Genomic DNA, 12,575 nt, shown 5'->3' with positions numbered 1-12,575 from the left:
CACAACTGGAATCATATAGGAATCAGCAGGAAACGAATTCTCGCGTAGCAACGCTGCGTGAGAGGCGCGCCAGTAGAGCGGCGGGAAGGGCAGGAATCGGCCCAGGCCTCCTAATGCGGGGCCAACCCGCGAACCTTCTCCTTGCCTTCCAGGTCGTCCTCACGTAGCTACCAGATAAGAATGGTTCTTAAATGTGGTGAAGCGGATTCGTATGACCGCGTGATGAAGTGGACAGCGCACCTTTGGACAGCGAGAAGGACAATCTGAGTCTGTTCGTGCAGAACCGCAAGCGGCTGGTCGACTACGCGACCGCTGTGACGGGGACTACGACGCAAAGCGAGGATATCGTTCAGGAAGCATGGGTTCGTTTTTCGACAGTCTCCCAGGCTGACCCGAATTTCGTTCGTGAACCGCTCCGCTACCTCTTCCGCATTGTCAGAAATATTGCTCTCGACGGCAGACGGGCGCAGATCAGCCGTAGTCGTTATGTGATCTCGGGTAACGGAAGCGAGACAACCCATCTTCAACCAGATGAGCGGGCGGTTCCCGAAGTCGAGATTCAGCATCGTCAGCAACTGGCTATTGTGCGCGATGCTCTTGCAGAACTCCCGGAACGCACAAGAATGGCTGTGGAATTGCACCGTCTTGAGGGATTGAAGACAAGAGAGGTTGCCGCGCGGCTGGGAATCTCGGTAACGCGTGCGCATAATCTGATTGCCGAAGGCGTGGCACATTGTCGGAGACGTCTGAAGTCGTTCCCGTAAATCATTATAGAAAAAAATCTGCGCTGCTTCGTTTATGAAGTAAGGATTGATCTCGTCCATGTTCGGGCATGCGGCGACCAACATGATGCTTGAGTATCGGGAGAGGAATGACGGCAGGGACAGAGAGCGAAGACGAACGGGCTGCAAGGGAAGCAACGGACTGGCTTATCTTTTTGGAAGATGAGCCTGACGATCCCGATCTGCGCGCCCGTTTTGCTGACTGGCTTTCGGCTCACCCTGCCAACAGAAAAGCGTGGGCCGAGACGGCGCAGGCATATGACCTGATTGGTCCCGCAGCAGTGCATGAAGGTGCTGCTGTCCGTGTATTTGAAGTGCGAGACCTGGCGGATGAGGTGGCTCCTCGCCCATCGAAGCGCATCCTGTCGAGGCGAATGGTTCCTGTAGCCGGGGCAGGAATGGCACTGGCGGCCTGTCTCGCTCTGCTGATAGCCCCGAAAGCTCTTCTCTGGTGGCAGGCTGATTATATAACGGGCACGGCTCAGCAGCAGTCGATCCGACTTGCTGATGGTACGGACGTTGAACTTGCCCCTCAGAGTGCCGTTTCTGTGGATTATAAAGGGGTTCAACGCAATATTCGTCTTTTGAAAGGTCGTGCCTTTTTTAAAGTTACGCATGATGCAGCGCGCCCGTTTGCTGTCGATGCTCATAGCGTCCGCACAACGGATATCGGCACCGCGTTTGAAGTCGCTTTTGAGGCGGATAGTACGGATATTGCGGTCGTGCAGGGAGCCGTACAGGTAGACGCCTCTCCTTCTTTTCGGATTTCAGAACATTTGCAGGCAGGACAGGCGATCCGCGTGGGATGGACGGGCGGTTTCCACCGCGCGAATGCTGATGGGAACGAGATCGCCGCTTGGCGACATGGACAGTTGATCGCCAGCGATCAGCCGGTGTCTGATGTGGTGGAAAAGCTTCGTCCCTACTTCAAAGGGATGATCGTGCTCGGTAGTTCAGACTTTGCTGCACGCCGAGTTACAGGGGTTTATGATCTGAATAACCCACTGGGAGCGCTCCATGCCTTGGCGCAGGCTCATGAAGGTGTAGCCGTAAGGCGTGTGACGCCCTGGCTTGTCATAATCTCTGACTTCTAATTTTTTCGTATTCGATCATAAAAAAGAGGGAAAAAATTTTCTCGGCACCCGTCGCTCAAGTAGGGGATGAAACTGCAATGCAGTCGCATTAACGGCGTCTCCCCTGCTAAGTAGAGCACAGTAAGGGAAACAATGCCGTTGCGACGGAACGTGGGTGTCGGTGCTGACCGAAAAATTATAGCTGCAATTCTGATGACAAGCTCGGCACTGGCTTCCGTTGCCGGAACATCAGGTGCTTTTGCTCAAACGGTAGTTTCATCTACGATGACTGCCGACCAGTCAAAAAGCTTTTCCGTTCCTCCCGGCTCTCTGGCAAAGGCATTAACGTCTTTTGGGGCGCAGTCTGGAAAGCAGGTTTCGGTAGAGACGTCCGTTATTCAGGGATTGTCGTCTGCTGGTGTGACGGGGCGTATGAGTGCGCAGCAGGCACTAGGACAGTTGCTTGCAGGCACGGGGCTAACCTATCGCCTTTCAGGGAATGTTGTGACGCTTGTGAAAGCATCAGCCAACATCACGCTTGGTCCGGTTCGTGTGGGTGGAACGGTTACGCGGCAAGACCCAACCGGTCCCGGCGTTGGCTACGTTGCTGAAAACACGATGGCGGGCACTAAAACTGATACGCCTCTTATGGAAATTCCGAATTCTATTTCGGTCATTACGAAGCAGCAAATGGTGGATCAACAGCCTCAGAGTGTTGCACAAGCTCTTCGATACTCTCCAGGAATAATGTCCGAGAGTGAAGGGACATATGGCAATGGCTCTCCGAAAGGAGCAGATACAGGCATTATGCAGCGTGGCTTCAGTACTTCGCAGTTCGTCGATGGTCTTATGACTAATTCTACAAGTGCCGGAGAAACGGCGTTTTTAGAACGCATTGAAGTTGTAAATGGACCTGCATCTGTGATGTATGGACAAACAACACCAGGTGGCATGATAGGAATGAGCCTGAAGAAGCCAACTGATACACCTTTGCATCAGGTTTCACTTGGATTCGGCAACTGGGGCCGTTACGAAGCGACCTTCGATATCAGTGATAAAGTTACGAAGTCAGGAAATATTCGTTATAGAATTGCTGGCATCGGCGTTACTCAAGGAACCCAAACCAATTATGTTGATTATCATCGGGTAGGGGTACTCCCGTCTTTAACGTGGGATATAGATAATAAAACGTCTTTAACTTTGACCGGTATGTATATGTACACTCCGGGTGAAGGTACTGCCAGTCAATATCCCCGCATAGGCACATTATCCCCAAACCCAAACGGTCAGATTTCACGGAGTACATTTTTAGGAGAACCTAGTTGGAATAATAACGGAAACAAAGACGCTATGTTTGAATATCAGTTTAAGCACAAATTTAACAAGTATATCAATTTCAGTCAGGTATTCCGATGGGAAAATAGTAATTGGAATCAACAGGATACTTACTTAAAGACGGGTACGTTAACTGATACGACTGCGCCGCTCCAACCAATGGACTATCATACAAATACAAACACCGTAGGGATGGATGCGAGGTTTTTTGGAAAATTTAACACGTGGTCCTTAAACCATACATGGGTTGTCGGTTCCGATTTCCGTCAATACAACTACAATTCACAATATTCCTATGATTATACTTCAAATCCATCTGTAAATTTATATAGACCCAATTATAGTTATTCGCCTTGCTTTACGTGGAACCATGCAGGGTGCCAATTAACAGGGGCTGTATACAACAGTAGTTACTTTCAGGAGGGCATATATTTTCAGGATCAAATAAAATGGAAGAGGCTATCCATCCTTCTTGGCGGCAGACAAGATTGGGTCAATATGAAATACAAAGCAGATTCCACATCTACAAATGAAAATACAGAAAATGTTAAGGTAAGCCAGGACTACCTAAGTACTGACAAACCCCAACCCCAGTCCGCATTTACATGGCGAGCTGGCTTAATATACAATTTCAATTTCGGATTAGCACCATATTTTAGTTACTCGACGTCGTTCGTGCCTCAAATCGGATCGACCAACTATCAGGGCCATCCATTTTCACCACTAACAGGGAAGCAACTCGAAGCTGGATTGAAATATAAAGTTCCTAATAAGGATATTTTATTGACCGCAGCAGCTTTCCACATTGACGAAGATCATTATCTTATAAGCGATTTGGAACACACAAATTATAGTACGGATGCTGGCCGAGTTAAATCTCAAGGGTTTGAGATTGCGGCCAATGCAAATATTACGAATGATTTAAAAATTATAGCTTCCTACAGCTATACCGATATCCGGTATGCGAAGTCCAATCTTACCGCCAAGAGATATAACCCCATTACGTCAGAATCATATGGAAATGCACTTTCTCAAGAAGGGATGACAGTGCCATATGTTCCGCGAAATATGTTTTCGTTTTTTTCAGACTATATGCTGCCAAATAATTTCATTAAAGGGCTGGGTGTAAATTTTGGTGCTAGATATACTGGGTTCACGTATACGGATAACGTGGAGTCTTTTAAGACGAGACCCTATATTTTGTTTGATGCCGGTGTTCATTATGATTTTGGGCAGGAAATTCCTTTTTTGAAAGGATTAACGGCACAAGTGGCAATGTCTAATCTTGCTAACACATATTATGAAACAAGATGCTCAAAAACAGTTTGTTACCTTGGTCAAGGTAGGCGAATTTACGGAAATCTGACGTATAATTGGTGAAATTTCCCTACCTGAAAACTACATCGACTTTTCTTGTTTAGATTCAATGTATTGCCTCTCGTCTCGATGCCAAAGTCGTGGGGCAACGCCGCTGCAATATGCGCAGGACGTCCTGTGCAACAATCGTGGGGCGGCCCCTGTCGAATTCGTCGGATGGCTCTGTGCAACATGCATGGGGCCAGGCCACAAGTGTGAGAACCCAATGTAACAAGAAACATGAGGCTGCCTGACAGATGCGGCGTGTTTTGTCGCGCCGGGTCGGTGGCTCCCCAGCCGATAAGGACCGTCTCTATGCCATCCGACATCTGGCATTCCGAGGCCGATCTGGCCATCCTCAGAACCCTGTCAGCCTCCGCTCTTGCCGGGGCTTTCATGCGCCGTTGGACGCGCTATGTCAGCGATTATAAGGATACTTTGCTGCGGGCCGGAGCCAGCGCCAATCCCTCGCTCCTATGGGCGGCGTTCCGGGACCGATGGAGGTTACGTTTTTGTACATGATCCGGACATCCCCATAACCCGAAAACCCGTGATCTGGCGTAGGGAAGATACAACCCGGATCATCAGTCTGACATATGCGCCACGGGGTTTCAGTGATCTCCACTCGCTGGATTTTGAGGCGATGGGACGTATCCTGTTCGACAGCGAGGACGACGCGGGGCGCTCCGTCACCGTGACCGGCACTTTCGGGACATTTTTCTTCCTGCTGGACGATCCCGCTGCTGCGAAGCGGCCTGCGGTCGTGATCCCGATCGATCCCCATTATCGAAGCCGCTGGTACGAAGCCGGGCGCTTCGTGGCCCATCATCTGGGTTTCAGGCTGCCATCGCGTGTGCCGCCGGTCATCACGCCGTTTCGATCCCTGCATCTGATCCGCTGTCTGCATGCCTATGATCTGCATCGGGCCGGGGCTGACGAACGGCGCATTGCCGCCGTCCTGATTAATCGCCGTGCCCTGACCATGCCTCTGGACGAATGGCGCGATCATGGCTGGCGCAGGAACGCGAAGGACTGGCGCGACGAAGGCATCGCGCTTGTGGAAGGCGGGTATCTCAAGCTGCTGCTTGAGGGATGATCGTTATTGCAGGGAATCATGATCGGGGTGGCGCATCGTCCGCCATGTCAGCAGGCCGCTGACGCATGGCGGGAATATCGAGGGGGATGTCGTCCCGGAAGGATCGTCCCTGAGACAGACGCCGCCCCAGCGTATCCAGAAACCGGGCGAAGCGTTCCTGCCCCAACGCGTTGGCTGCGGCCTGCGCCTCGGCGGGCAGGGGCGGCATCTGTCCCAGCCAGAAGCGGATGAACAGGGCGTGTGTTTCCAGCGCGATCATCAGGTCGCGCTCCTGCCGCTGCATCTGGCGCGTCAGCCGATCCAGACGCCGTGTGAGCGCGGCTTCCGTTTTCTCGGCGCTGTCGGGTGACAGGAGCGAGGCGACTGCTGCTTCCACCACGGCGGAGCGCGTCACCTTCCGGCGTGTCGCAAGATCGCCGATCTGCGAGATCATGGCGACGGGCAGGGAGACGTTCAGGCGGTCACGCATGGAAACCCTCCATGAAAAGTCATGATGTGACCGAAGCCTTTTTCCAGAAACAAGACTGAAATCGTGCTCTCCGTATCGGAGCGGGCTATGACGTAAAAGGAACGGGTGGCATGGATTACATGCTGATCCCGAGATCGCGTTTGCGGTCGTGCCGCCAGTCAACGCCCCCGTCATCACGCGCGATCCCATCGACATACCGGTCGTGCTGTTTCTCCAGCGACGGTGCCCAGGGCACAAGCTGGAAGCCCATGCCGTTGTCGATCATGGCGAAGCGCCCCGAGGACAGGCTGAGGCGTTTCACATACTGGCCGGTGACGAAGTTGCCCGGAATGCTGTGCTCGTAGGTCAGCCCGCTTTCCTTCGCGAGTTTCGCGCCGACCTGATCGAGTTCCTGCTGGCGTAGTGTCGTCAGGAGGTTGCGCTGATAGCGGGCCGATCCATCCTGCTGGAACGAAGCCAACCCGCGATCCGCGAGATGCCGGGTGCGCTCCTGCATGGCCTGCCGTACCTCGGCCCCGAAGCCGGTACGGGCCAAGTCCATCGGCTGGCGTTCCACCAGCCGATGATCCAGCCATGTGGCACCCGGCGCTTTGACCTGGGCGGCAAGGTCCAGATCAGAACGCGCGGACAGAACCAGATAATCCTTCCCGCTTGTCCTGCCGGTCGCGGTGCGGATTTCCACGATGCCGCCATCGGGCGGCGCGTCGCGGAAGGCGTCCACGCCGGGGAAGCGGACATGATGGATGTGCCCGTCCGTGGCGTCGATCACGGCATAGGCTTCGCCGGTCAGTTCGTTGTGCAGCCCGCGCTCAAGCAGGCGGCCCGTCAAGGCGACGGGCTGATCACGTCCCGAGATCACATAATCGCCGGGAGAGATCACCCTGTCATGGCCGCGCCCCGTCATGGCGCGGTGCATGGTTTTGATGATATCGCCGCGCGCACCCATCTCGCGTAGCGTGTCCGCCATGCCGGGCGCGAGTGACCATCGGGCCGGCCCTGCGGACGTGGCCAGCCCCATGCGTTCCAGCGTTTGCGCCCTGCCGGTCAGAAGGGCGCGATGCGTCGCGTCTCGCCCGAAGGCGTGTGCGCCTGAAATATCGGCTCGCAGGTCCACGATGCCCATGTCGTCGGCGTTGCGCTGCAATTCTGCGTCAAGCCGTGTCCAGCGTTGCGCCGATACGTCCCGGCGCAGAGCCATTTCGATTTCATGCTCGGCGCGTGGCCCCAATTCGAGGGAAACCAGATCCTCCGCCCGCGAGCGTAACCCATGGCCGATATAGTCGCGGGCGATGACCAGATCGGCCCCTTCCCGATCGATACCCCGCACGATCAGATGGACATGCGGATTGTCGGTGTTCCAGTGCGACACGGCGGCCCAGTCCAGTCGCGTGCCGAGATCGGCTTCCATCTGCTGCACGAGGTCGCGGGTAAAACCGTCGAGGTCCGTCATCTCCGGCGCGTCCTCGGGCGAGGTGATGAAGCGGAAATGGTGGCGGTCGTCTTTGCAGCGCGCGGCGAAATCCCCGGCGTCCATCTCCTGACCATCCGGCCCGAACAGGTGCGCTTTCTCGCCGTCACGGGTGACGCCATCCCGGCGCAGATAGGCGAGATGATCGGCCAGCGATCCGGGCCGCGCGCCGTACCCACTTTGTCGCACCACGCGAGCCTTGACGGTGACGTGGCGATGGGCATCGAACAGGCGGCTTTTGCCAAAGCGGGAATGCCCCCGCCCGAAGGTCGAGGGGCCAGAACGCGGACTGCTGCCTTTTCCCTTTCCGGGGCTGCCGCCAGCTCCTCCGCCCGCGCGTCGGGAGGCATGGAGCACCTGTACCAGAAAACTCCGAGGCCGGGCCGCGTGTCCCGTGCTCCGGATACGGCCCGGACGGACCCGGAAATCCTCGTCGCGGGCCATCAGAACCCCACTGTGCAGGAAAATCCCGCAGGAAAACGGGGCAAAACCTGAAACCCTGCACACGACCGACCCAGCCTGCACACACAAAAGCAAGACGCGACAGCGGATTGCGTTGTGTCGTGGCAGGCCGTTTTATCTTGCCCTCTTAATTCTTCATGTTTCCCGAGCCCCTCAACCCCCGACACACACCCGAAGCGCTTCCGATGGGATGACAGGTTTCCCCGCTCATGCCGTAAAACCCTCGTCACGGCACGCTCCTTTGCGAAACAGGGACGAACAGGCCATGAGGTGTGGCCTCTGATTGCGTCACCTGAACGAAAATTGGCATCGCCTCGGGGGCACCCTGAGCCACCTTTCGGGATGCAAACGCACCCACAAAAATCGGACTTCCGGACGGTGTTTGTTCGTGCAGTTGATCGACAAAACTTACGCCGGAAATTGTGCCGTCAACCTCCACTCCATGCAGCAGCCGGGTGACTCTCGTGACGTATTTCCGCGTCTCGTCAGGCAGCATTTTTCCTGATGTCAGAAGCTGTTCATACCGTCCGGGACCGGCATTGTAGGCGGCGAGAAAACCCGCATCGCCATAGCGGTCATGCAGTCATCGAAGATACGCCGCGCCCGCCGTGATATTGTCGTGCGGATCATAGGGATCGGCACTGAGATTGAGGGTGCGGCGCAGGTCTCGCCATGTGTCGGGCATGATCTGCATGAGGCCCATCGCGCCCTTCGGTGATGCCGCGCGGACATCACCCTGACTTTCGGCCTGCATCACGGCAGCAATCCATGCGGAAGGAATCTGCATCCGTGTCGCGGCCTCGGTGACGTAGGTCTCGAACGGCGCAGCGCTGGCCGTCTGCATGGAGATGGTAAATCCGGCGCAGACCACCAGCAGATCGGGCACTGTTTTAACGCGGATCATGACGGCGTTCGGGGACGGTTCCAGACCAGATGGAACATGTCATGTTCGTCCCGGTCCGGCAGCAGCCGGGCACGCAGGGACCGGGCGAAAAGCGGGTCATCAATCATCACGGCCAGCCACAACCCGATGCGCTCGCCCTGACGTGCCCAGGCGCAGCCCACCTGTATGGCGTCATCTTCCAGACCGCGCAGGACGCGATAATCCGGGGTGTTCTCTGTGGTGGAGTCTGAGATGGGGAGGATCGACAGATCGTCCTCCATCAGAAAGGTGGTGATCTGGCCGAAAAAGCCGTTTGTGGTGCGCGTGAAAGTACCAAGACGGATCATGATACGTCTCTCCTGATCTGCGGATTGCAGGACAAAGAATTGAAAACTGGGGCAGGGCTACGCCGCGTTACTGAAGTGGAGGCGACAGCAGTACCGGATGAGGTCTTTCGTCGTGGCCCGGTGCAATCCGTCCGGTCGTGAGCCAGATGGGGATTGCGCGTCCCATCATCGTGCTGGCGGGAAGCGGGCCGAAATAGCGCCCGTCCAGACTGCGCGGTTCCGCCGGGTTCATGACGAAAATCTCGTCACGTCCCAGACGACGACAGCCCTGCCAGACCGGCAACGGACGGCCCCGATGATCACTGGTCAGTGCGTCGCCGACATGCCTACCATCAATCGTGATGCTGCCGTTTGCTCGGCATACGGTCTGTCCCGGCAAGGCCGCGACGGGCTTGAGCAAGGGCACACCGAGCGGCAGGTAACCGCGCTGTGACAGCAGCAGGGCCAGTCGGTCGGGCAGATGCAGGGCGATAATATCCCCGACATGCAGAACACTGTCGGCACGGAGCCGATAGAGCCCCACCGGGACGCTGGCCGTGCTGTTCCATAGCAACCGGGGGGCGATGTGCACGGCGGCGGACACGCCTACCGCCAGCACGACGAAATACGTGCCGAAGAACCAGGCGCGCCGGGTCATGACACCAGCCTCGCACGCTTCAGCCATGCCGCGTGCAGGGGCTGTGTGTAGGGCCGTGGTTCCTGCCCGGCGGTGATACGGTTATGGACATGCCGCCAGTGATCGGGGGAGACGGCGCAGGGATCGAAGCCGAAGCGCTCAATCTGGTCGATCACCTCCAGAACATGCTTCACCTGCGGCCAGCCCGACACGTCAAGCAGCAGGTCGCCACCGGGCCAGACAAAGGGCACGGTCTGGAAAGCGGTGCCCCTCTCCACGGTGCGTACGATGGCGAGGCAGGAGACGATCGTGCCGTAATCATTGGCGGCCCAGCGGATGAAGCCGAAGGTGCTGCCGGACGTGAAACTCAGCAGGCGGCGGCGTTTGTCGAGCACGCGGTCGGAGACCGGCCTGCCAAACCTGATCCAGTGTTCGATGCGCTTTTCTATGAAGGTCAGTTCGACCGTGGTCAGGTTTGGATCATCCGCTCTCATGGTCGGTTCCTCCGTGAGGGCATCTCACGCAGGGCGGCGGCATAGTTGTCGTCCGAGGTGTTGCGGCAGCGATGGCGCTGAAGCCATGCTTCTACGTCCTCGCGGAGATAGAGGACGCGCGAGCCAACCTTCAGAAATGGTGGACCGCCGCCGGTGCAGCGGTATTTTTCCAATGTGCGAATGGAGACCCCGATCAGTTCAGCGGCCTCGCCCCCGCGCAGATAGGGGCGCAGGATGCGGGCCGGGGATGTGAGCGGGCGTGCGGGGACAGCGACCTCGGACGTCGGTTGTGTCGGTGGCACGGGTGAGCCCGATTTGGGTTTTGTGGCGTCGGTCATGAAAACCTCCCTGTCGGTACGGCGTGCTCCAAGAGGCTGAAGCAGGGCCGGTAAGGGGAGGCTGACGGGAAAGAAGCGGTCTGGGAGTGGAGGAAATGACGTGCGCGAATTCCTCCACCCCCGAAGCGTAATGGGGAGCAGGATAAGGCCGGAAAGGAGAAAGGTCAGAGTCCGTCCAGCAGCGAGAGATACCCGCCATGAACGAGTGCGCTGCCTTCGTCGCGCAGGGTGCGGGCCATGGTACGCAAGGCGGAATCGCGCCAGATGTCGTCGGGCATGGTCCGGGCGTCCGGGTCGAGCAGTTTCGCCGCAATGTCGCGCAGGCTGGTGCCCGCCGCATCCAGATCGAAGGCATGTAGACGCAGGGCAAGCTGCCGCCAGCGTGTCGGGGTAATTCGGCGGGGATGGCGTGCGGGCAGCCGATAGCCCAGCACATGGGCGCAGAAACGGGCGGCCTCATCACTGCGTCGTCGGTAGGAGGGATCAACGGGGATATGGACTGCCGGGTAGGCTGCGGCCTCGCCATGAAGGGAAAGACTGAACGTGGCGGAAGGCGTCGCTACCACGATGGCACGGCCCAGTTGGTCGGTCTGATCGAACAAGGGACGACCCAGTGAGCGCCAGGAGGGAAGGGCAGGCGGAGTGAAGCCGTCAACAGCGTGTGTCAGGCTGATGACGCTGGATGTGACGCCCGGTCGCCAGATCACGGGCACGCGGGTGACGGGTATCTCCGGGTTATGCGGGAAAACGTATCCTCCAGCGCTGGCAGAAGGCATCCCATTCCGTGTTGGGATTGGGCGCACCTGCCGCTATCAGCCGCGCCGTTTCGGCGTGATCCTTGCGATAGGTGGCCCAGCGCCGCATGAAGGCACCAGCAAACCCGGTCTCGTCCAGGCGTTTGAGGGCGGCGCGGTCGGTCTCTGATTGCCAGACGTCGAGCGGCATGGGGCGGCCTCCCGGATCAGGTCCGTTTGTCGCTGATTTTGTGAGAAGCCGAGGATTTCAGAAACGGAACGAGCTTGCATAGAGCGAAGGTCGTATCACGTAACCGCATGATTCACTTCATGAAAGTGATGGCAGGCTCATGAGCTACGAAAGAGAAAGCCTGTCGATGCCGCGCGCCTGAGTGTCCGCTCAGGAATGTAGAAAATACTCCGTGGTTAAATACTCTTCAAGAGGTTGCCTTGTTCCGTATGAACATACGGGAGATTCTGGCAGCGAACCTCAAACGATACCGGCGTGAGCGCGGTGTGTCGCAGGAGGAACTTGCCCATCTCGCGGAGATTGACCGGACCTACATCAGTTCGCTGGAGCGGTGTCAGTATCCGGCTGGCGAAAGCGTTAGGGGTTGAGGCAGCAACTCTTCTGCAGATATTAGAATAAGCATATCAATAATAAATGAATATTTTTGATTTTTATTATGAAATTCCGACAAATTTCAAATATTTTTGTTATGTTATAATTATGCCGTCGGAATATCAGATGTTATAAAAGTGTTTGTGAAAATCTGCCTATGGTGCTCGTTAAAAAAAGCTATATCATTATCACCAATAGCCGATGCTTGAGTTGCACGAGAGAAGAGAAGTTCGTTGTCAAAATTTCCAGATTCCTTTCCTAAAGGGTGTCCTTCAATAGGGCAGGCGGTAAACAAGAAAATTTATCATGGCTGTGAAGGAAATCCCTCGACGCAGGAAGATTTTACACCTTTTGCATTCTCCAGTAATCCACGGAAACAAAAGTTGGCGCTTCAAAACCCATGTAATGCTTCCGGAATTTCCTGTTGGATAAGCAAAGAAGCTGCTCAACATGCTCAAGAAATTTTTCAGTGGGCTGCGCGATGGCATATTTTTGTAGGT

General features: G+C 56.2%; 14 protein-coding genes and 1 pseudogene. 6 read left to right on the top strand and 9 right to left on the bottom strand.

What is annotated here, in order from left to right; translation table 11 throughout:
* The first annotated feature begins 242 nt into the window (after positions 1–242).
* From GXY01S_RS17455 to GXY01S_RS15045, 5 genes are all read left to right on the top strand, one after another.
* On the top strand, positions 243–764 hold the full coding sequence (locus GXY01S_RS17455) for a sigma-70 family RNA polymerase sigma factor (RefSeq protein WP_169797759.1): 522 nt from the start codon (positions 243–245) through the stop codon (positions 762–764).
* 107 nt (positions 765–871) lie between these two features.
* The gene (locus GXY01S_RS15050; protein WP_061276419.1) at positions 872–1,876 is read left to right on the top strand and encodes a FecR family protein; all 1,005 of its coding nucleotides are present in this window, start codon (positions 872–874) and stop codon (positions 1,874–1,876) included.
* A gap of 150 nt (positions 1,877–2,026) precedes the next feature.
* Positions 2,027–4,570, top strand: coding sequence for a TonB-dependent siderophore receptor (locus GXY01S_RS17450; protein ID WP_255210461.1), 2,544 nt, complete (start codon positions 2,027–2,029; stop codon positions 4,568–4,570).
* 216 nt (positions 4,571–4,786) lie between these two features.
* The gene (locus GXY01S_RS19220) at positions 4,787–5,068 is read left to right on the top strand and encodes a transcriptional regulator domain-containing protein (RefSeq protein WP_370664484.1); all 282 of its coding nucleotides are present in this window, start codon (positions 4,787–4,789) and stop codon (positions 5,066–5,068) included.
* 121 nt (positions 5,069–5,189) lie between these two features.
* On the top strand, positions 5,190–5,642 hold the full coding sequence (locus GXY01S_RS15045; protein ID WP_169797758.1) for a DUF2285 domain-containing protein: 453 nt from the start codon (positions 5,190–5,192) through the stop codon (positions 5,640–5,642).
* A gap of 16 nt (positions 5,643–5,658) precedes the next feature.
* Here the strand turns inward: GXY01S_RS15045 and GXY01S_RS15040 are convergent, their stop codons facing one another.
* The 9 genes and pseudogenes from GXY01S_RS15040 to GXY01S_RS15000 all read right to left on the bottom strand — a co-directional run bounded on the left by GXY01S_RS15040 (position 5,659) and on the right by GXY01S_RS15000 (position 11,664).
* Entirely contained in the window at positions 5,659–6,111 is a 453-nt protein-coding gene (locus GXY01S_RS15040) for a hypothetical protein (RefSeq protein ID WP_061276415.1), read from the bottom strand.
* A gap of 115 nt (positions 6,112–6,226) precedes the next feature.
* Positions 6,227–8,023 carry a relaxase/mobilization nuclease domain-containing protein gene (locus GXY01S_RS15035; protein ID WP_061276413.1) on the bottom strand — a complete coding sequence of 599 codons (1,797 nt, stop codon included), beginning with the start codon at positions 8,021–8,023 and terminating at the stop codon, positions 6,227–6,229.
* Positions 8,024–8,486: 463 nt separating this feature from the next.
* Positions 8,487–8,885: pseudogene (locus GXY01S_RS19315) on the bottom strand (lytic transglycosylase domain-containing protein); the annotation flags it as partial.
* A gap of 56 nt (positions 8,886–8,941) precedes the next feature.
* Entirely contained in the window at positions 8,942–9,271 is a 330-nt protein-coding gene (locus tag GXY01S_RS15020; protein WP_061276407.1) for a DUF736 domain-containing protein, read from the bottom strand.
* 67 nt (positions 9,272–9,338) lie between these two features.
* Entirely contained in the window at positions 9,339–9,908 is a 570-nt protein-coding gene (locus GXY01S_RS15015) for a S26 family signal peptidase (protein ID WP_061276405.1), read from the bottom strand.
* Positions 9,905–10,381, bottom strand: a complete 477-nt coding sequence (locus tag GXY01S_RS15010) for a DUF2840 domain-containing protein (protein WP_061276403.1) — start codon at positions 10,379–10,381, stop codon at positions 9,905–9,907. The genes GXY01S_RS15015 and GXY01S_RS15010 overlap by 4 nt, the downstream gene beginning before the upstream one ends.
* On the bottom strand, positions 10,378–10,719 hold the full coding sequence (locus tag GXY01S_RS17440) for a helix-turn-helix domain-containing protein (RefSeq protein ID WP_082770908.1): 342 nt from the start codon (positions 10,717–10,719) through the stop codon (positions 10,378–10,380). The genes GXY01S_RS15010 and GXY01S_RS17440 overlap by 4 nt, the downstream gene beginning before the upstream one ends.
* 164 nt (positions 10,720–10,883) lie before the next feature.
* Positions 10,884–11,321, bottom strand: a complete 438-nt coding sequence (locus GXY01S_RS15005) for a DNA -binding domain-containing protein (protein ID WP_061276401.1) — start codon at positions 11,319–11,321, stop codon at positions 10,884–10,886.
* A 133-nt stretch (positions 11,322–11,454) separates the two neighbouring features.
* Positions 11,455–11,664 (bottom strand): transcriptional regulator domain-containing protein, encoded by a 210-nt coding sequence (locus GXY01S_RS15000; RefSeq protein ID WP_061276399.1) that lies wholly within the window; start codon positions 11,662–11,664, stop codon positions 11,455–11,457.
* A gap of 248 nt (positions 11,665–11,912) precedes the next feature.
* Between GXY01S_RS15000 and GXY01S_RS19210 the strand changes: the two genes are divergently transcribed.
* Positions 11,913–12,071 carry a helix-turn-helix domain-containing protein gene (locus tag GXY01S_RS19210; protein ID WP_258376198.1) on the top strand — a complete coding sequence of 53 codons (159 nt, stop codon included), beginning with the start codon at positions 11,913–11,915 and terminating at the stop codon, positions 12,069–12,071.
* Positions 12,072–12,575 lie beyond the last annotated feature (504 nt).

The organism is Komagataeibacter xylinus NBRC 15237 (genome assembly GCF_001571345.1).
In the GTDB taxonomy this organism is placed as follows: Bacteria; Pseudomonadota; Alphaproteobacteria; order Acetobacterales; family Acetobacteraceae; genus Komagataeibacter; species Komagataeibacter xylinus.
Note: the sequence above shows the minus strand (reverse complement) of the source record. Positions and strands in the feature narration are given on the sequence as shown.